Here is an 18440-nt window from a genome sequence, read left to right on the forward strand (position 1 = left end):
TCAGGTTTCTCGGGGCCCCGGTTCACTTTGGGTACCCTCACCGGAACAAGTGTACGCACCGGGCGGACACCCTAGCCCCGCACAGCGAGGGCGAAAGGCAGGACCGCTCTCGCCCCCGCCCGTCGCAGCTCCCGCCCCGCCATTGTCACCGCCCACCGGGACCCGATCTCCGAGTCGACGAGCAGCACCACCCGTCCCCGGACCGCGGCGGCGGTCTCCGCAGGAACCTCGAATGCACCGTAGAGGTTGCGCACCCGGTAGGCACTGTTGACATCCGGTGTCCCCGGATCCCGGGTGAACCTCAGTTGGCCTGCGTCGACCATCCTGCCCAGCCGCGCCAGACCGGAGGCGGTGTCCGCCACGGTGACCGGACGGGTCGTGGAGGGCATCGCCACGACAGCCTCAGGGCGTTCCTGCCACCTCCACCCGCTCAGAACCCTGACACACCAGTCGGCGATGTTCCCCGGGACCGGACCGTCGGCGTGGCCCTCGGCCAGGAACTCCCGCAGCACCTGCCCGGCCCCCAGGCCGGTGGGGCGGCCCCCGGTCACCCCCGCCGCGACCTGCTCATCGGCAGGGACAACCCCTTTGAGCGGGACGCCCACCTTCTCCATTCCGCCGGGCCACCGGGTACGTGGCTCGACCGGGACGCCGAGAGTGGACAGCACCTTGCGCGCCCCGGACTCGGCGTCCTCACTGACCGTGGCGTCCCACCACACCCCGGCGCAGACGTCGCAGCGTCCGCAGTCGTGGGCGGTCGGATCGTCGAGTGCTTCGGCGAGGAACCGCATCCGGCACATTGTCCCGGCTTCGTACCGGAGCATCGCCTCAGCCTCCCTGCGACGTGCCTCGGCGACCGCCTCATAGCGTGGCGCGTCATAGGTCCAGGGTCGTCCGGTGGTGACGAAACCGGAACCCGCCCGCTCCACCGCCCCGTCGACCTGCAGTGTCTTGAGCAGCAGGTTCAGTCGTGTCCTCCTGATCCCGACCAACGGTTCCAGTGCGGGAACCGACAACGGCGACGCAGATTCGGACAGGGCGGCCAGCACGGCGAGGGCGTCCTCTTCCCCGGGCATCGACGCGGTGGCGAAGTACTCCCAGATCTCCGGGTCGTCATCCCCGGGCAGCAGCAGAACATCGGCGGAGTCGGTGGCACGCCCTGCACGTCCGACCTGCTGGTAGTAGGCCACCGCGGAGGAAGGTGCCCCGAGGTGCACGACAAACCCCAGGTCGGGTTTGTCGAACCCCATCCCCAGGGCGCTTGTCGCCACAAGGGCCCTGATCCGGTTGTCCCGGAGGGCCTCCTCCAGGCTGGCACGGTCCTCGGCGTCCGTCCGGCCCGTGTACGGGGCGACGTCATGGCCGGCGTCGCGCAGTGCGCGGGCTGTGTCCTCCGCCGCGGAGACGGTGAGACAGTAGATGATCCCCGACCCGGTGAAGTCGTTGAGATGACTGATCAGCCAGCCGACACGGTGACCGGAGGACGCCACGGGTGCGACCCCCAGGCGCAGTGAGTCTCGCGACAGCGGACCCCTGATCACCATGGTTTCGCTGCCCAGCTGGGCGGAGACATCCTCCACGACCCGGCTGTTCGCCGTGGCGGTGGTCGCGAGCACCGGTAGGTCCTCCGGCAGGGACTCCAGCAGCGAACCGATACGCCGGTAGTCCGGGCGGAAGTCGTGGCCCCAGTCGGAGATGCAGTGCGCCTCGTCGACCACGATCATCCCCACCCCCGGCGACACCGGACCGTCCTGCAGAGAACCGCCGTGCTGAGAACCGTCGTGCTGAGAACCGTCCAGGAGCGGGTCGAGGACGCGGTCGCGGAACCGGGGGTTCGTCAGACGTTCCGGGGAGATCAGCAGCACATCCAGCCGACCGGAACGAAGATCCCCGACAACCTCGTCCCACTCGGTGACATTGGAGGAGTTGACCGTGGCAGCCTTGACCCCGGCGCGCCGGGCCGCGGCAACCTGGTCCCGCATCAGGGCGAGCAACGGGGAGATGATGAGGGTGGGACCTGCGCCCCGCTCACGCAGCAGCCGGGCAGCGACGAAGTACACCGCGGACTTTCCCCACCCGGTGCGTTGGACGACGAGGACGCGCCGGTGCCCGGTGACGAGGGCGTCCACGGCCTCGAACTGCCCTTGCCTGAACTGTGCGTCGGGGCGTCCGGTGAGTTCCCCGAGGATCCTCGTCGCGTGGGGCAGAAGGTCGGGGTGAAGGTCACCGTCCCGGCGTTCCGGTTCCGGAGATGCTGCGGGAGGGGTCATCGGCAACCTTGTCTGGGAGGATCGGGTCAGGGAGACGGGTCTGGTCCGGCGGACAGTGCCTGGTCCGAGCCGTCGACCACCAGGGTACCGGTACCACCTGCCGGCTCTGACCTGTCCGCCGGACCAGACCCGTCTCCCTGACCCGATCCTCCCAGACAAGGTTGCCGATGACCCCTCCCGCAGCATCTCCGGAACCGGAACGCCGGGACGGTGACCTTCACCCCGACCTTCTGCCCCACGCGACGAGGATCCTCGGGGAACTCACCGGACGCCCCGACGCACAGTTCAGGCAAGGGCAGTTCGAGGCCGTGGACGCCCTCGTCACCGGGCACCGGCGCGTCCTCGTCGTCCAACGCACCGGGTGGGGAAAGTCCGCGGTGTACTTCGTCGCTGCCCGGCTGCTGCGTGAGCGGGGCGCAGGTCCCACCCTCATCATCTCCCCGTTGCTCGCCCTGATGCGGGACCAGGTTGCCGCGGCCCGGCGCGCCGGGGTCAAGGCTGCCACGGTCNGGGCCGGGGCAGTCACCGACGGGGCCGGCAGCGGGGCGGACGGGAGACCACCGGCCTGCCCGGGGTGTGGCGCCGCGTTCAACCCGGGCTGTGCACTGCACACGGGAATCTACTTCGACGTCTGAACCGGAGTGCGTAGCTACGGTGACCGGATGAGCAGGCTGCCCGGTGCTGTGGCGCATGCGTCGAAAGACCCCCGGACCTTCGCGGAGAAGGAGCCGGGGGTCTTCCTGTCGGGGTGGCTGACGAGACTCGAACTCGCGACACCCAGGATCACAACCTGGTGCTCTACCAACTGAACTACAGCCACCATCGCTGCTGTACGGCAGCGGGACTCATACTAGACCACGGTTGTCATCCGGGGCAAAAGCGCACCGTGAACAGCATCAACAGCGTCCGGGCGCAGGGTCGTGTCAGACTATCGGCGTCGCCGCTGTGGCCGCCGCGGCCGCCGCCTCCACGGCTTCGGCGTCCGGGCCGGGGGCGGGGACGAACGCCGCCCGCCGGTAGTAGTCCAGTTCCCGGATGGACTCGAGAATATCCGCCAGTGCTCGGTGCTGCATCCCCTTCGCCGGTTGACCGCTGTACACGCGCGGGTACCAGCGGCGGGTCAGCTCCTTCACCGAGGAGACGTCGATCATCCGGTAGTGCAGAAAGCTGTCCAGCCCGGGCATGTACTTCGCGATGAACTTCCGGTCGCTGGCGATCGAGTTCCCGCACAGAGGCGCCACACCGGGGGAGGCCACATGGCTGCGGACGTACTCCAGGACCCGGTCCTCGGCGTCCTTCACACTGACGGTGGAGGCACGGATCTCGTCGGTGAGACCCGATGAGCCGTGCATCTTCGTCACGAAGTCGTCCATCTCCGCCAGTTCCCCGTCAGTGGCGTGGATGACGATGTCGATGCCCTCATCCAACGGAACAAGGTCAGCGTCGGTGACGATCACCGCGATCTCGACGAGTACGTGCCGGGACGGGTCGAGCCCCGTCATCTCGCAGTCGGCCCACACGAGCCGGTCGGTCCGGGCGATCTGGTTGGGTGTCATTGCCTGTTCCTTCTGCTTGTCCACTGCCACTTGTCCACTGCCACCGTGTCCACCGTCAGTCTTCTGCCATCCTGGCGTACACCCTGCCCAGCAGCGGGGCGGTGACGCGGCGTGGGAGGTAGGTGGAGATCACGTTCGCGATCTTCGACAGTCCACCGGGGACAACCCGGAGCCTGTTCGCGGCCAGGGCGTCGAGGGTCTCGGTCGCACAGTCCGGGTATGTCGTCCACACGAAGTCCGGGGTGGCCCGGTCCACGATGGTACGCTCGGCGTCCTGCTTGACCTCTTCACGGACCGGTCCCGGGGCCAGGAGGGTGCACCGGACACCCGTGCCCTTCAGCTCGTAGTGCAGGGCCTCGGTGAAGGTGTTGACCATCGCCTTCGTCCCCACGTACGTGGCATTGTTCGGGATCGCGGCGTTACCAGCCACCGAACCGACGTTGACGATCCCGGCGTCCCCTCCGGCGACCATCCCCGGCAGCACCGCCGCGGTGAGCTCGAAGACAGCGGTGGCGTTCAACTCGAACTGGGCGCGTTCCCGGGCGGGGTCAAGCCGGCGGAACTGCCCGAACGTGGCCACCCCGGCGGAGTTCACCAGGATGCTGACGTCCCTGCCGGCGAGCTCGGCGACGAGTTCCCCACGGGCCGTCGGCTCCGCGAGATCGCAGGTGCGGATCTCGACGTGCACCGGGGACCCCTCCGCCGCGAGGGAATCCCGGATCTGCTCCATAGGACCGGCGGTCCGGGCCACCAGCAGCAGGTTGTGGCCGCGTCGACCCAGCTCAAGGGCTACGGCCCGTCCGATACCTGAGGACGCCCCGGTCACCACGGCGACACGGTCGGGTCCGGGGGCGGGAAGTGAACGGTTCTCGGACGAACGGAAGAACACCTGGTCTCGTCTCCTGTGGTGGTGGGGAACTGGGGATGGGCAGCTGACGGAGGTCAGCGCCGCAGATCGCCGGCAGATCCCCGTCAGATGACTGCCCGTTCAGGCTACACCGGCCACAGGAAGGGAAGTGCAGGACACCGGCAGCCGCTTCTCCCGCCCGGTGCCCGCAGCCCTGCCCCACCGCAGCTCCCCGCACCCCGCTGTGAGCCCCCGTGAGACCGGAAGTGTGCTTCCCACGGTGAGCTCTGATGTGTGCCCCTGGCAGGATTCGAACCCGCGACCAGCCGGGTAGAAACCGGATGCTCTCATCCACTGAGCTACAGAGGCGTCGCGCCCTTACGGCGCGAGAAAACATGATAGCCCACCCGGCGCCCGATCCTGAACCCGGGGCACCGTGTCGGAGGGAAGGTTCCACGCACCCGGGCCCGGGGTCCACCCCGGCGTCCCCGTCGAATCGGATTCAGCCGTTCCCGCTAGTAATGTCAGGGATCATGTCCGACACGTCCCACGCTGTCACCCCGGTCACCTCCACGCCCCGGCGGCTCGGTTCGCCGGTCGGTGTCTACGTCGGAGCCACCGTGCTGGCCGGTGTGGTCGCGGCGGTGATCGGTGCAGCCTTCCTCGGCCAGTCACTCGCGGTCCTCGGGATCCCTGATCCCGGCCCGGTCACCTCGTGGGGCGTCCCCCTGGTCCGTGGTGCGGGAACCGTGCTGGCCTGCATCGGTGTCGGCGGTTTCCTCATGAGCGCGCTGGGTACCCCTCCGCGTGCCGACGGCTTCCTCGACATCGACGGCTTCCGCGCCGCCCGCACGGGAACCTGGGCGATGCTGGGTTGGGCAGTGTGCGCGTTCCTGCTGATTCCGCTGTACCTGTCCGATGTGTCCGGGTCCCCGTTGTCGGAGACTCTCGCCCCGGACATGTGGGGCACGGCCATCGACCAGGTCTCCACCGCCGGGGCGATGCGCTGGATTGCGGTCATCGCCGGGCTCACCGGTGTCCTCTCCCTGATGACCCGCAGGTGGATCTGGCAGCCGGTCTTCCTCGCTCTGTCGGTGATTTCCCTGGTGCCGGTCGCGCTGGAGGGGCACTCGGCGTCCGGCGGTGACCACGACTACGGCGTGAACTCACTCCTGTGGCACATCATTCTGTCCGCCCTGTGGATCGGCGGGCTGGCGGCACTGGTCGCCCACGCCGCCCGCAGGGGCCCGCACATGCCCGAGCTGGTGCGCCGCTACTCATGGCTGGCACTGGTCTGCATCACCGGTATCGCGGCGTCCGGCCTGATCAACGCGGCGATCCGGCTGAAGTTCTCCGAGTGGTTCACCACCGACTACGGACGTGTGATCGTCGCTAAAGCGGTACTCACGGTGGTCCTCGCGGGGATGGGCTGGTTGCACCGACGGTGGACCATCCCGCAGCTGGAGAACGGGTCTGACGCCGCAGCCGCCGCGACCTCGTGGTGGAGGCGCCCCTTCGTCCGCCTGGCCGTGGTGGAGGTTCTCGTCATGGCAGCCACGGTGGGCGTGGCGGTGTCACTGTCGCGCATCCCGCCGCCGGTGACGTTCACCGCGAACATCACCCCTGCCGAACTGATCATGGGGTTCAACCTCACCGAACCGTTCTCCGCTGCGGCGGTGTTCACGAACTGGCGGTTCGACCTGGTCTTCGGCACTGGTGCGCTGATACTCCAGGCGGTGTACATGTGGGCCTGGCTGAAACTGCGCAGGCGTGGCATAGCGTGGCCGGTGAGCCGGGTGATCTGGTGGACCCTGGGCAACGCGACCCTGATCTTCACCACCTGTTCGGGTCTGGGCCTGTACTCCATGGCGATGTTCGCACCGCACATGCTGCAGCACATGACCCTGACCATGATGATCCCGGTGTTCTGGGTCCTCGGTGGTCCCATGACCCTGCTTCTCCGGGCCCTGCCTCCGGCGGGCAAGGACGGCATCCAGGGGCCGCGTGAGTGGCTGGTCGTGTTCATCAACAACCCGGTATCCCGTTTCCTCACCAACCCGGTGGTGGCGGCGGTGCAGTTCGTCGTCGGTTTCTACGGTCTGTACCTGTCGGACCTGTTCAACGACCTTGCCAGTGAGCATGCCGGCCACCTGTTCATGAACATCCACTTCCTGATCTCCGGGTACCTGTTCTACTGGGTGGCCATCGGGGTGGACGCCGCTCCCCGTCAGCTCAGTCCGTTCATGAAACTGCTGATGACACTGTCCGCGATGGCCTTCCACGCCTGGTTCGGCATCGCGATGATGCAGATGTCCCAGCCTCTCGCGGAAAGCTACTACCTCTCGCTGCAGCTGCCGTTCCCGGTGGATCTCATGGAACAGCAGCACACCGGCGGGGCCATCGCCTGGGGACTGTCGGAGATCCCTCTGGTCTTGGTCAGCATCATGCACGGGGCGCAGTGGGCGAGTCAGGACCGCAGGGAGCAGAAGCGCTACGACCGCAAGGCCGAACGCGACGGGGACGCCGAGCTGGAGGCCTACAACGCGATGCTGGCCGACCTCGGATCGGGCAAGGACACCTCCCAGCAGGAGTACTACGGTTCGGAGTACCAGGGTGACGAGGTCCGCGGGTACCTGCACACCGAGGAAGCGAAACGCGAGTACCGCAGACAGCACCGGGAGTGACCACCTCGGCGGTGGCCGGGCACGGTATGTCGCGGGTCACGTTGTGGAGAGACTTCGGGACACAATGCCGGGTGTTGTCCACAGGACGGTGTCCCGGGGTCGACATGACCGTCACAGCGGGGGAGTATCGGCGGTCACCGGGGGCGGGAACCACCTGCCCTGTGTGACCCCGGTTGCGGGGGAGGGGAGAAGAACAATGCCGTCTGCACTGAATACGTTGACTTTGAGCGGCAACGTCGTGGGAATGCCGCGCAGGAATGAGAAGAATCCGGACCTGGTCTCGTTCCGGATCGCATCGACAGGAACCTACTGGTCGGACGGGGCATGGAGGGAGAAGCCGACCGTCTACATCGACGTCCAGTGCTGGAAGCGACTCGGGGAGAACGTCCTCGGCAGCGTGATGACGGGGATGCCGGTCGTCGTGACCGGTGAGCTCACCTGCTTCGAGTACCAGCCGGAGTCCGGGCCGACAGACCGGGACGGTCAGGTCTACCGGCAGCAGATCTACCGGCTGAAGTCGAAGTCAGTCGGCCTGGACCTCAACTGGGCGAAAGTGAAGGAATGGGCGCGTCGCAGCAGTGACAGGGAGACGAAGGTGACCCCCGCCGCCGGAGGAGGTGCGGACGGCTCCGGGCCTGCCACGGCTGCGGAATCCACGGTCCGGGCAGGGGCAGCTCCCACGGAGGACCGGGAGCTGCTGGCCACCGTGACCGGCGGCGAGGAGGCACCGTTCTGACCCCCGCGGCGCTCACCGACCCGGTCGACGGACACCGGGAGCAGACCTACGGCGGTGGGGAGGTGACCGGTAGGACGGTCATGTAGGGTGGACCTGACCAGGGACGCCGCTGCGCAGATGTGCGGCGGCGTCCCCCTCATGTGGCGAGGGTGAATCCACCCCCCGCCGTGACACACCCGCGAAACTCACCGAAGGGGATTTGATGGCCGAGTTCATCTACACGATGAAGAACGTGCGTAAGGCACACGGTGACAAGGTTGTCCTCGACAACGTCACCATGAGCTTCTATCCGGGAGCGAAGATCGGTGTGGTCGGGCCGAACGGCGCCGGCAAGTCCTCACTGCTGAAGATCATGGCCGGGATCGACCACCCGTCCAACGGTGAAGCATTCCTCGACCCCGGCGCCACCGTGGGCATCCTTCTCCAGGAGCCGCCTCTCAACGAGGAGAAGACCGTCCGCGGCAACGTCGAGGAAGGCCTCGGCGAGATCATGGACGTGAAGAACCGGTACGAGGAGATCGCCGAAGAAATGGCGACCAACTACACCGACGAACTCATGGAGGAGATGACTGTACTCCAGGAGAAGATCGACGCAGCCGACGCCTGGGAACTCGACTCGAAGATCGAACAGGCGATGGACGCCCTGCGCTGCCCTCCCTCCGACGAGCCCGTCACCCACCTCTCCGGAGGTGAGCGCCGCCGCGTCGCCATGGCGAAACTCCTGCTCAGCGAGCCTGACCTGCTGCTGCTCGACGAGCCCACCAACCACCTGGACGCCGAGAGTGTGCTCTGGCTGGAGAACCACCTGAAGTCCTACAAGGGTGCCGTTCTCGCCGTGACCCACGACCGCTACTTCCTCGACCACGTCGCCGAATGGATCTGCGAGGTCGACCGGGGCAAGCTCTTCCCCTACGAGGGCAACTACTCCACCTACCTGGAGACCAAGGCCGAACGCCTCGCCGTCGCAGGCAAGAAGGACCAGAAGCTGCAGAAGCGGCTCAAGGAGGAACTCGCCTGGGTCCGTTCGGGTGCCAAGGCCCGCCAGGCGAAGAACAAGGCCCGCCTGCAGCGCTACGAGGAGATGGCGGCGGAGGCCGAGCAGTACAAGAAGCTCGACTTCGAGGAGATCCAGATCCCCACACCTCCCCGGCTGGGCAACCAGGTAGTCGACGTCAACCACCTCACCAAGGGGTTCGACGGCCGGGTCCTCATCAAGGACCTGAGCTTCACCCTGCCGCGCAACGGGATCGTCGGCGTCATCGGCCCGAACGGTGTCGGCAAGACCACCCTGTTCAAGACTATCGTCGGGCTCGAGGAACCGGACTCCGGCGAAGTCAACGTCGGCAAGACGGTGAAACTGAGCTACGTCGACCAGAACCGTGAGAACATCGATCCCGAGAAAACCGTCTGGGAGGTCGTCTCCGACGGCCTGGACTACATCATCGTGGGCCAGAACGAGATGCCCTCCCGCGCCTACCTCTCCGCATTCGGGTTCAAAGGTGCCGACCAGCAGAAGCCCGCGAAGGTGCTCTCCGGTGGTGAGCGTAACCGGCTCAACCTCGCACTGACACTCAAACAGGGCGGGAACCTGATCCTGCTCGACGAGCCGACCAACGACCTCGACGTCGAAACACTCGGCTCCCTGGAGAACGCCCTGCAGAAGTTCCCGGGCTGTGCCGTGGTCATCTCCCACGACCGCTGGTTCCTCGACCGCACCTGCACCCACATTCTCGCGTGGGAGGGAAACATCGCCGAAGGGCAGTGGTTCTGGTTCGAAGGCAACTTCGAGGACTACGAGAAGAACAAGGTTGAGCGGCTGGGAGCGGACGCCGCCCGGCCCGGCCGAGTAACGCACCGTCGCCTCTCACGATAGACTGTTGGCAGAACAAAACAGCCTGAGGAGAATTGATGCCCTTCATCGACCATGAGGCTTCCGGGAGTCGGTACCACAGCACGCGGATCAACCTGCGCTGGTCGGACTTCGATCAGTTCCAGCACGTCAACAATGCGGCGTACCTCGAGTTCTCCCAGGACGCCCGGATCGATTTCGTCCGGGACGTTCTCACCGAGATGGACATCTCGGTACCGGCCTTCATCGTCAGATGGGCGTCAGTCGACTACCGCAAACCACTGTCCTCCAGTGACACCCAGGTACTCATCGAATCCTTCATGTACGAGATCGGTGAAAAATCCTTCAAGATGCGGCAGTACATCCGCAACGGCCAGCACCGCATCGTCGCGGTGGTGGACACCGTGAACGTGGCGGTGGACATCCTCTCGGGCAAGTCCCGACCATGGACGGACAGTGACCGTGAAGTCATCAACATGTTCATGATCCCGGTCGAAGATGACAGGGAAGAAGACTCCCTCGCCGTACAGGCCCGCAAAGACACCGAGTTCGAGACCGGGATCTGAACGGCGGGCAGGGGGAAAAGAGCGGGTAACGTGGGGCGCTGTGTCCGCCACAGAACCCACGACCCTCACCCTGACCCGTCCCGGCAGGTCCCAGGCCTCCACACTGCGACGGGTCGCGGCCGTGACAACCAGGATCCTGCGCACCGACCAGTCGGCGATGGCACGCCTCATCGCCGTCGACGGGGATACCACTGACATCCTCCTGTCCACACCCCTGGGATGTGTCGTCGCACAACGGGTGTACGCCACCCCGTCGCACGACGGTGCCGTCGTCGGCGCCGACCCCCTGCCGTCACTGCTGACCGGGGCGGCCTCCGGGGACAAGGTACCGGCCGAACTCACCCTCGGCTCCCGGATGGACCTCCTGTGGACCGGGGCGCCTCCACCCCGGGCAGGGTGGACAGTCGTGGACACCATCCCCGGCCCCGACGTCCGTGACGTCTACGACAGGCTTCACGACGAAGCCCGGGAGCACTCCGGACCGGCAGGTCTTCCACCCTCCCTCCTGGACCAGCCGCTGCTCCGACTGACCAGCAGAACCCAGACAGGCATTATCGAGGTGCCCGGCAGTGTCGTCGCCGCCCTGGGATCGTTCGGACTGATCGTCCGGCCCCGTGAAGAACTCACCGAACACGACCGAATCAGGGTCAGCATCACCGGATCCTGGATCCGTATCGACGCCCTTTTCGGCACCGTCTACCTCCCACGTCGCGGAGGACTGGCGAGAATTCCCTCACCCCGGTGAGCAGACAGGCCCCGTCGCCCCCGGCCGTGCCGGCCCCGCCGCGTCAGAGCATGTCCGCTCAGAGCATGTCCACGGTGAGCTTCACCGACATCACGACGACCAGGACAAGCAGTGCCACACGGACCAGTCCGGTACCCCGGTCCAGCACCAGTTTCGCCCCCACCTGGGCACCGGCGACATTGCACAGGGCCAGCACCACCCCCAGCACCCACAGGACATGACCACCCGCGGCGAAAACCACCAGGCCACCCACGTTCGTCGCCGTGTTGACGATCTTCGTCGTCGCCAGGGACTGCACAAGGTTCCGCGACAGGACCGCACTGAAGACGATCACCAGGAACATGCCGGTACCAGGCCCGAAGAAACCGTCGTAGCATCCGATCACCGCGATGAGAACCAGTGCTGCCACGGTCCGGCCCCGCCCGGCCGGCCCGGACGCCCCGCGTCCCCCGTCACCGGCCCCGTCGCGGCCGAACCCGGGCCGGAGAACCACGAAAGTGCCCACCGCGAGCATCAGCACGACCACCACCGGCCGGAGGACGTCACTGCTCACCGAGGCTGCGAGGAGTGCACCACCGGCCGAACAGATCCCCGCCAGCGGTGCAGCGGTCCGCAGCAGGTGCAGATCCACCCGCACGGTGCGCAGCATGCGTATGCCTGCACTGGCGGTGCCGAAGACCGCGGAGAACTTGTTGGTCCCCAGTGCCACCTGGGCAGGAAGACCGGGGGCGAAGCTGAGGATGAGAGGGATCAGGACCAGGCCGCCGCCACCGATCACCGCGTCGACGCCACCGGCGACCGCAGCCCCGCACAACAGTACGAACAGTCCCCCGGGGGTCAGCCCGGAGTCAGGTGCGACGAAAGTCAGCAGCTCATTCACGGTTGATGAGCATGTCGGCCACCCTGACCATGTGGTCCCACACTGCTGCGCGTGCGGGGGCGGGGAGGGCCTGGTCATCGACGGTCGCCAGGGCCTGCGACATGATCGTCAACCAGTGGTCCCGTGCCTCCGGCGTCACCGGGAAGTTCATGTGCCGCATGCGCAGCCGCGGGTGACCACGGCGTTCGTTGAAGGTCTGGGGCCCTCCCCAGTACTGCACGAGGAACCAGCGCAGCCGGTCCTCGGCACCGTCCAGGTCGTCGGCCGGGTACATGGGCCCGAGCACCGGGTCGTCGGGGACCCGGCGGTAGAACTCGTGCACGATCCTCCGGAAAGTCTCTTCCCCGACCATGTCGTAGAGACTCTGCTGCTTCTGCTCCGGCTGCGCCGGTCCGCGGCGCGGCTCACCGGGTACGGGAGAGATGGGGATCGTCATGGTTCCAGCCTAACCGGGGCAGGGGAGCGGCCGGAATCACCGGGCGTCGAAGGCCCGGGCCGCCGCGGCACGTTCGGTACGGGACACGCCTTCAGCGAGGACGCGGCGCAGCCCGGCCGGGGTGGACTCGGCGTCCGCGAGCGCCCTGATGTCGGCGATGACGGTCTCGTCCGACCGGGAGGGGAACAGCCCTTCACAGTTGCGCAGTGCCATTTCCGAGGACAGGGAATTCCACATGTCGACCACCCGGGCGACGTATTCGGTGCCGAAGGGGGCGGTGAGCTCGTCCTGGCCGATGTGGTTGAACCCTGCCATGCGGTAGCGCAGTGCCAGATTCGACTGTTCCGCACCGTGGAGGGTCAGCAGGTCCCATGCCTCACGCTTCACCGTGGGTTCAGGTACTGCGGTGCGTGCCTGCAGGGCGTGCATCGCACCGGAGGAGGACCTGTCGCCCGCCTCCTCGATCCCGATGAGCTCCTCGGCCTCCTCGGCGGTGAGGACGCCCCGGGTGCCGACCAGCGCGGTGATCAGCCTCCACCGCAGGTCCTGGTCGACGGTGAAGCCCGGCAGCAGGTCGTCGGGTGTCCTGTCCTCGACAAGTCCGAGCAGCCCACGCAGCCACACCGTGGAGGCGGGGGTCTGGGCTGCACCGGCGTAGGCGCGGACGAACGCGAGCCTGGCCTGCCCGGTGGTCTTCTCCGCGCCGGTGCGGAAGGTGTCGAGGAGGAGGCGGCGTCCCTCCTCCTTCCAGTCGTCGGCGACGTAGTTCTCCACGGCGGAGACCGCCTGGGCCAGAACCTGTTCGAGGACGCCGAGCTGGTCCTCTCCGACGGCGCCCCGGGCGACGAGGGCGACGAAGTCCCGGGCCCGCATCTGGGCGTTGCGGGTGGACTGCCAGGCGGAGGACCAGATCAGCACCCGGGCCATCGGATCGGCGATGCGTCCGATGTTGGCCACGGCGAAATCGAGGGAGTCCTTGTCGAGGTCGACGAAACCGTAGGTGAGGTCGTCGTCGTTGACGAGCACGAGGTCCGCGGTCTCTTCTCCCACGAGGTCCGGGACTTCCGTCCGTGGGCCTGCGATGTCCAGTTCGACCCGCCGGCGCAGTTCGACGGCAGGGCCGGTGGTGGCGTCCTGCCCGTCCACCAGGTCGTACAGTCCCACGGCGAGGCGGTGGGTCCGGGTTTCTCCGGCACCCGGGACGGCCCCGGTCTGGGTCACCGCGAACGCCGTGTAGACCTCCCCGTTTCTGCCGGTGTCCCCGTCCTGACCCCCGCCGGTGGTGAAGTCGGCTCCGAGGGTGTTGATCCCCGTGGTCTTCAGCCACTGGTCCGCCCAGTCGGACAGGTCGCGGCCCGAGGATTTCTCCAGTGCGCCCAGGAGATCGTCGAAGGTCGCGTTGCCGAAGGCGTGGTCGACGAAGTGGGTGCGGATGCCCGCGAAGAAGGGTTCGAGTCCCACGTACGCGGCGAGCTGCTTGAGCACCGAGGCACCCTTGGCGTAGGTGATGCCGTCGAAGTTGGCGTCCACCTCCACAAGGTCCTCCGCCCCGGAGAACACCGGGTGGGTGGACGGCAGCTGGTCCTGGCCGTAGGCCCAGGACTTCTCCTTGGAGTTGAAGGTCACCCACGCGGTGGTGTGTTCGGTGGCGTGGGTCTGGGCCATGGCGGACGACCAGGTGGCGAAGGACTCGTTGAGCCACAGGTCATCCCACCAGCGCATCGTGACCAGGTCGCCGAACCACATGTGGGCGAGTTCGTGGAGGATCGTGTCCGCCCGACGTTCGTACTCGTAGTGGCTGGCCGCGGACCTGAACACGTACTCGTCGCGGATGGTGACGCAGCCGGCGTTCTCCATTGCGCCCATGTTGTACTCGGGGCAGAAGATCTGGTCGTACTTGTGGAAGGGGTAGGCCACACCGAAGTTGGCGGCGTAGTAGTCGAACCCTGCCTTGGTCACCTCGAACAGGGCGTCTGCGTCGAGGTACTCGGCCAGGGAACGACGGACGTAGAGTCCCAGCGGGACGGTGACCTCGTCCTCCGGGACCAGCCGGGTGTCAGTGACGCCCGCGGTCTCCGGTGTGGGGACGGGTCGCCCTGTCCAGGAATCCTCCACGTGTACCCACGGGCCGACGCAGAACGCGATGAGGTAGGTCGACAGCGGGTAGTCGACGACCGCGGTGTGCACGGCGACACCGTCGACCTCTGCGCCGAGTTCGCCGGAGACGCCGACGGTGTTGTTCGTCACGACCGTCCAGTTTTCGGGGGTCCTGACGGACACCTCGTAGGTGGCCTTGATGTCCGGCTGGTCGAAACAGGCGAAGACCCTCTTGGCGTCTGCGGCCTCAAACTGCGTGTACATGTACACTTCGCCGTCTGCCGGGTCGGTGAAACGGTGCAGGCCCTCGCCGGTGGAGGAATAGACGGCGTCCGCGGACACCGTGAGTTCGTGAGGGCCGGCGGTCAGGGAGATCTGCAGACCCCGGTCCTCGTCATAGGTCCCGTCCGACCCCTCCCGGACGGGGACGGCCGAGGAAGTGACGTCGACGCCGTCCAGGATGACGGACCGGACGGAGCTGGCGCGCAGGTCGACGAAGGTGGTGCCGTCGTCGGCGGCGGTGAAGCTGACCGTGGTCGTCGAGGGGAAAGTGCCGGTGCCGGGGTCCGCACCGTCTGTGAGGTCGAGGTCGATGACGTAGTGGACGTCACTGATCAGGGCCGAACGTGCGGCGGCCTCGGAACGGGTGAGATTGGTTGAACTCATGGTGTCCGAGCTTAGCCGCAGGCCCGGACAGCTGCCCGGGTTCGCGGGTACAGTCGGGGCCCATGAACACACCTGTCACCATGTACTTCGATGTAACCTGCCCCTTCGCCTGGGTCACCAGCCGGTGGCTCAAGGAGGTCGAGAAGGTCAGGGACATCGGCCTGAGCTATTCACCGATGAGCCTCGCCGTCCTCAACGAGGGCAGGGAGGAACTTCCCGCGTCCTACCGCGGAGCAATGGAGGCCGCATGGGGGCCTGCACTCGTCGCCGCCGCCCTGCAGCTGCAGGAACCCGGGAAGGTGGACGCCTACTACACCGCCGCCGGAACCCGGATCCACGATTCAGGTGCGGGGCACCGCCAGGGCGACGGCGCCTATGACGACGTCATCGCCGAGGCGCTGGAGGAAGCCGGTGCGGACCCCTCCTATCTCGGCTACGCCCACCGTCGCGGTGACGTGGAGGGGTCCGTGGAGAAGGAACTCCGCTCCTTCCAGGCGCGGGCCATGGAGAAGGTCGGCAACGACGTCGGCACCCCGGTCGTCGAACTCGGCGGTCACGCCTTCTTCGGCCCGGTCATCACCCGGGTGCCGAAGGGGGAGGACGCCGGGGCGATCTTCGACGCCGCGGTCACCCTCGGAAGCTACGACCATTTCTTCGAGCTGAAGCGCTCCAGGACCGAGGACCCGGACGCCACGAAGTAACAGCCCGCACCTTTCACCATGCCGGTCACCGGTCGGATAGCATGGCGGTCCGGATGCCGTGCCCTCAGAGCCGGCGCAGTGAAAGGTGAAACTTCCATGCTCGTTGTCGGGTCAGTTCTTGCCGTGCTCGCGGCTCTTCTCCACGTGTTCATCTTCTACCTGGAATCGGCCGGGTGGACCGGTCCCCTGGCTGCGAGGGTTTTCGGCAATACACCTGAACAGGCGGAGTCCACCCGCGAGATGGCCTTCAACCAGGGTTTCTACAACTTCTTCCTCGCGGTGGAGACCGTGGTGGGTGTGGTTTTCCTCATCGCGGGTTCCACCGGCATCGGCGCAGCACTGGTCCTCGCGGGTACCGGGTCAATGCTCGCGGCCGCGACCGTTCTGCTGGTGACATCCCCGGACAAGCGGTCCGCCGCGGTGAAGCAGGGGACGTTCCCCCTGCTTGCTGTGGTGTTCACCGTGGTCGGACTGCTGGTCTGACCCGGTCGGGGCGGCGGGTCCAGCAATGGTGAACCGGAGGATCCATGTCTCGGCCGGCAACGGTGGACCGGACACCGGCCGGTTGCAGGGCCGGGGGAACAACCACCCCACCGACCGGTTCGCGGTGAAGGGCACTGACCTGGGCTACCTGTTCAGTGGTGGCGGGGGAACTTGGGTCGGGGGACTGTTCGGGGACACCTTCAACAAGCCTGATCCGCGGGGCCCTGTCCCACCGGGCGGTGACCTGTGGCGCAGTCCGGTCATGGGAAGGACGACCAACCGGGACTTCCTCACCCGCGGCATTGTCTGGGACAGTTTCGTGGGAACCGACGAATCCGGGGGAGTGGCCCGCGAGGTCTTCCCGTACCGGCATATCGGTGACCGGGGGCGTCTGCGGTCCGGTTCTGCGGACGCCTTCACCATCATCCCCGACGACGCCGTCGAGCTTCCGGACGGAACCTACCTCGCGTGCGGGTTCAGGGTCCGTGACTGGGTGACCGGGGCGACGCAGGCGATGTGCCGCACGGTGGGCAACATGTGGTTCCGCAGCACAGACAGGGACGCCTCGACCTGGTCGCCGGCCGAGGTGACAGGCAGGGCGGCGGGCAGAGGGGGCATCGCTCTTGAGTGGGGTCCGGAGGACCGCAGGGGCCGCTACTTCCAGAACGCCTCGCTGGTCATGGTCCCGGGAGATGACCACCTCTATGTCTTCGGGTCCCGTGAGGGGCGCAAGACAGGTACAGGGAGCGAGGCGGACGGGGTCTGTCTGAGGCGGGCTCCGTGGCAGAGGTGCCTGGATCCCGGCGCATGGGAGTACCGCGGGTTCTCGAGGGGCCGGTGGCGGTGGGGGCGCCGTGTCCGGCCCACGCCCCTGTTCGGTCCGGTCACCCCGGGCGGACACATCGGCGAACTCAATGTCCGCTACATCGCCGGCCGTCTCGTCCTCAGCTACGTGGATGCGACGCTGGGCGCCGTGTCCCTGACCGCGGAGCACCCGGACGCGCCCTGGTCCGGTCCCACCGTCACGGTGGCGAGGCACAGGTCGCCCGCCCTGTACGCGCCCTCCGTGCACCCCTGGACCACCGACCCGGAGAACACCTACCTGCACCTGTCGTCCTGGCTTTCCGTGCCCGACGTGGAGACCGGGGAGCCGGTGACGGTGAACTACTGCACCGAAGGGTGGGAGGTGTCGGTCGTCTCGGACACCGGCGCTCCCGGCGCTCCCGGTACTCCCGGTCCCGACACCTCCTCCCTGTCCCCGGAGGAGCGTGACCGGACGGTCAGGAGGATTCTGGCGGCGTCCGCCGAGGCGAACCCGGATACGGCGCCGCTGCCGGTGCCGGAACAACCGTGAGCGACCCGCCCGGGGGTGGCTGCCAGGGGCCCGGACCAGCCGGTGAACGGCGTCCGATACACTCACTGACATGCGTATCTACCTCGGCGCCGATCACGCCGGTTTCGACATGAAGAACATCATCGCCGACCATCTCCGTGCGAAGGAGGGCATCGAGGTCGTGGACTGCGGTGCGCACACCTACGACGCCGCAGACGACTACCCCGCGTACTGCATCGAGGCGGCCCGCCGCACCGTCGCTGACGAGGGCTCGCTCGGGATCGTCCTCGGTGGGTCGGGCAACGGGGAACAGATCGCGGCGAACAAGGTGCCCGGTGCCCGGTGTGCACTCGCCTGGTCGGTGGAGACCGCCAAGCTGGCACGGGAGCACAACAATGCCCAGCTCATCGGGATCGGGGGCAGGATGCACTCCGAGGAGGAGGCTCTGGCGATCGTCGACGCCTTCATCTCCCAGCCGTGGTCGGGGGAGGAGCGCCACCAGCGGCGTATCGACATTCTGTCGGAGTACGAGCGCACCGGGGTGGCACCGGCACTTCCCGCCGAATAGGGCGCGGTACGGCGGTGTGCGGG

Annotated in this window: 15 protein-coding genes, 2 tRNA genes and 1 pseudogene; 10 read left to right on the forward strand and 8 right to left on the reverse strand. The window is 67.2% G+C overall.

Annotated features, from left to right (window positions below):
* Positions 1–71: 71 nt before the first annotated feature.
* On the reverse strand, positions 72–2270 hold the full coding sequence (locus E0E18_RS12645; RefSeq protein WP_130841568.1) for a RecQ family ATP-dependent DNA helicase: 2199 nt from the start codon (positions 2268–2270) through the stop codon (positions 72–74).
* Between the two features lie 167 nt (positions 2271–2437).
* Here E0E18_RS12645 and E0E18_RS12650 point away from each other — a divergent pair.
* Positions 2438–2800, forward strand: a pseudogene (locus tag E0E18_RS12650) (DEAD/DEAH box helicase); the annotation flags it as partial.
* 217 nt (positions 2801–3017) lie between these two features.
* Here the strand turns inward: E0E18_RS12650 and E0E18_RS12655 are convergent.
* From E0E18_RS12655 to E0E18_RS12670, 4 genes are all read right to left on the reverse strand, one after another.
* A tRNA-His gene (locus E0E18_RS12655) sits at positions 3018–3090 on the reverse strand.
* Between the two features lie 103 nt (positions 3091–3193).
* Entirely contained in the window at positions 3194–3826 is a 633-nt protein-coding gene (gene orn, locus E0E18_RS12660) for an oligoribonuclease (protein ID WP_130841570.1), read from the reverse strand.
* 55 nt (positions 3827–3881) lie between these two features.
* Positions 3882–4715 (reverse strand): mycolate reductase, encoded by an 834-nt coding sequence (cmrA, locus tag E0E18_RS12665; RefSeq protein ID WP_066587950.1) that lies wholly within the window; start codon positions 4713–4715, stop codon positions 3882–3884.
* A 253-nt stretch (positions 4716–4968) separates the two neighbouring features.
* Positions 4969–5042: transfer RNA gene (locus E0E18_RS12670), tRNA-Arg, on the reverse strand.
* Positions 5043–5206: 164 nt separating this feature from the next.
* Here E0E18_RS12670 and E0E18_RS12675 point away from each other — a divergent pair.
* The 5 genes from E0E18_RS12675 to E0E18_RS12695 all read left to right on the forward strand — a co-directional run bounded on the left by E0E18_RS12675 (position 5207) and on the right by E0E18_RS12695 (position 11253).
* A complete protein-coding gene (locus tag E0E18_RS12675) occupies positions 5207–7357 on the forward strand; it encodes a bifunctional copper resistance protein CopD/cytochrome c oxidase assembly protein (protein WP_227871017.1) in 2151 nt (716 codons plus the stop codon).
* A 196-nt stretch (positions 7358–7553) separates the two neighbouring features.
* A complete protein-coding gene (locus E0E18_RS12680; protein ID WP_161972306.1) occupies positions 7554–8093 on the forward strand; it encodes a single-stranded DNA-binding protein in 540 nt (179 codons plus the stop codon).
* 202 nt (positions 8094–8295) lie between these two features.
* Positions 8296–9966: an energy-dependent translational throttle protein EttA gene (gene ettA / locus E0E18_RS12685; RefSeq protein ID WP_066587960.1), complete on the forward strand. Its 1671-nt coding sequence runs from the start codon at positions 8296–8298 to the stop codon at positions 9964–9966.
* A 35-nt stretch (positions 9967–10001) separates the two neighbouring features.
* Positions 10002–10508 (forward strand): acyl-CoA thioesterase, encoded by a 507-nt coding sequence (locus tag E0E18_RS12690; RefSeq protein WP_066587970.1) that lies wholly within the window; start codon positions 10002–10004, stop codon positions 10506–10508.
* 40 nt (positions 10509–10548) lie between these two features.
* A complete protein-coding gene (locus tag E0E18_RS12695) occupies positions 10549–11253 on the forward strand; it encodes a DUF8185 domain-containing protein (RefSeq protein ID WP_130841572.1) in 705 nt (234 codons plus the stop codon).
* A gap of 58 nt (positions 11254–11311) precedes the next feature.
* Here the strand turns inward: E0E18_RS12695 and E0E18_RS12700 are convergent, their stop codons facing one another.
* The 3 genes from E0E18_RS12700 to pepN all read right to left on the reverse strand — a co-directional run bounded on the left by E0E18_RS12700 (position 11312) and on the right by pepN (position 15332).
* Complete coding sequence (locus E0E18_RS12700) at positions 11312–12133, reverse strand: TSUP family transporter (RefSeq protein WP_066584560.1); 822 nt, start codon at positions 12131–12133, stop codon at positions 11312–11314.
* Positions 12126–12485: a globin gene (locus E0E18_RS12705; protein WP_237559844.1), complete on the reverse strand. Its 360-nt coding sequence runs from the start codon at positions 12483–12485 to the stop codon at positions 12126–12128. The genes E0E18_RS12700 and E0E18_RS12705 overlap by 8 nt, the downstream gene beginning before the upstream one ends.
* 120 nt (positions 12486–12605) lie before the next feature.
* A complete protein-coding gene (gene pepN, locus E0E18_RS12710; RefSeq protein ID WP_130841578.1) occupies positions 12606–15332 on the reverse strand; it encodes an aminopeptidase N in 2727 nt (908 codons plus the stop codon).
* A 62-nt stretch (positions 15333–15394) separates the two neighbouring features.
* On the opposite strand from pepN, the gene E0E18_RS12715 reads away from it, so the two are divergent.
* The 4 genes from E0E18_RS12715 (at position 15395) to E0E18_RS12730 (ending at position 18417) form a co-directional block, all read left to right on the forward strand.
* Positions 15395–16033, forward strand: a complete 639-nt coding sequence (locus E0E18_RS12715; protein ID WP_130841581.1) for a mycothiol-dependent nitroreductase Rv2466c family protein — start codon at positions 15395–15397, stop codon at positions 16031–16033.
* 96 nt (positions 16034–16129) lie between these two features.
* Positions 16130–16516: a DUF1304 domain-containing protein gene (locus E0E18_RS12720; RefSeq protein ID WP_130841584.1), complete on the forward strand. Its 387-nt coding sequence runs from the start codon at positions 16130–16132 to the stop codon at positions 16514–16516.
* Between the two features lie 25 nt (positions 16517–16541).
* Positions 16542–17870 carry a DUF4185 domain-containing protein gene (locus E0E18_RS12725; protein ID WP_130841586.1) on the forward strand — a complete coding sequence of 443 codons (1329 nt, stop codon included), beginning with the start codon at positions 16542–16544 and terminating at the stop codon, positions 17868–17870.
* Positions 17871–17940: 70 nt separating this feature from the next.
* Complete coding sequence (locus E0E18_RS12730; RefSeq protein WP_066584754.1) at positions 17941–18417, forward strand: ribose-5-phosphate isomerase; 477 nt, start codon at positions 17941–17943, stop codon at positions 18415–18417.
* Positions 18418–18440 lie beyond the last annotated feature (23 nt).

Source organism: Corynebacterium neomassiliense (assembly GCF_900626215.1).
Taxonomy (GTDB): domain Bacteria; phylum Actinomycetota; class Actinomycetes; order Mycobacteriales; family Mycobacteriaceae; genus Corynebacterium; species Corynebacterium neomassiliense.

What these genes read in the sequence shown, in the direction of transcription:
- E0E18_RS12645 (WP_130841568.1), bottom strand. Translation starts at nt 2,270, where the DNA reads ATGACCCCTCCCGCAGCATCTCCGGAACCGGAACGCCGGGACGGTGAC.
- orn (WP_130841570.1), bottom strand. Translation starts at nt 3,826, where the DNA reads ATGACACCCAACCAGATCGCCCGGACCGACCGGCTCGTGTGGGCCGAC.
- E0E18_RS12675 (WP_227871017.1), top strand. Translation starts at nt 5,207, where the DNA reads ATGTCCGACACGTCCCACGCTGTCACCCCGGTCACCTCCACGCCCCGG.
- E0E18_RS12680 (WP_161972306.1), top strand. Translation starts at nt 7,554, where the DNA reads ATGCCGTCTGCACTGAATACGTTGACTTTGAGCGGCAACGTCGTGGGA.
- ettA (WP_066587960.1), top strand. Translation starts at nt 8,296, where the DNA reads ATGGCCGAGTTCATCTACACGATGAAGAACGTGCGTAAGGCACACGGT.
- E0E18_RS12690 (WP_066587970.1), top strand. Translation starts at nt 10,002, where the DNA reads ATGCCCTTCATCGACCATGAGGCTTCCGGGAGTCGGTACCACAGCACG.
- E0E18_RS12705 (WP_237559844.1), bottom strand. Translation starts at nt 12,485, where the DNA reads ATGGTCGGGGAAGAGACTTTCCGGAGGATCGTGCACGAGTTCTACCGC.
- pepN (WP_130841578.1), bottom strand. Translation starts at nt 15,332, where the DNA reads ATGAGTTCAACCAATCTCACCCGTTCCGAGGCCGCCGCACGTTCGGCC.
- E0E18_RS12715 (WP_130841581.1), top strand. Translation starts at nt 15,395, where the DNA reads ATGAACACACCTGTCACCATGTACTTCGATGTAACCTGCCCCTTCGCC.
- E0E18_RS12720 (WP_130841584.1), top strand. Translation starts at nt 16,130, where the DNA reads ATGCTCGTTGTCGGGTCAGTTCTTGCCGTGCTCGCGGCTCTTCTCCAC.
- E0E18_RS12725 (WP_130841586.1), top strand. Translation starts at nt 16,542, where the DNA reads ATGGTGAACCGGAGGATCCATGTCTCGGCCGGCAACGGTGGACCGGAC.
- E0E18_RS12730 (WP_066584754.1), top strand. Translation starts at nt 17,941, where the DNA reads ATGCGTATCTACCTCGGCGCCGATCACGCCGGTTTCGACATGAAGAAC.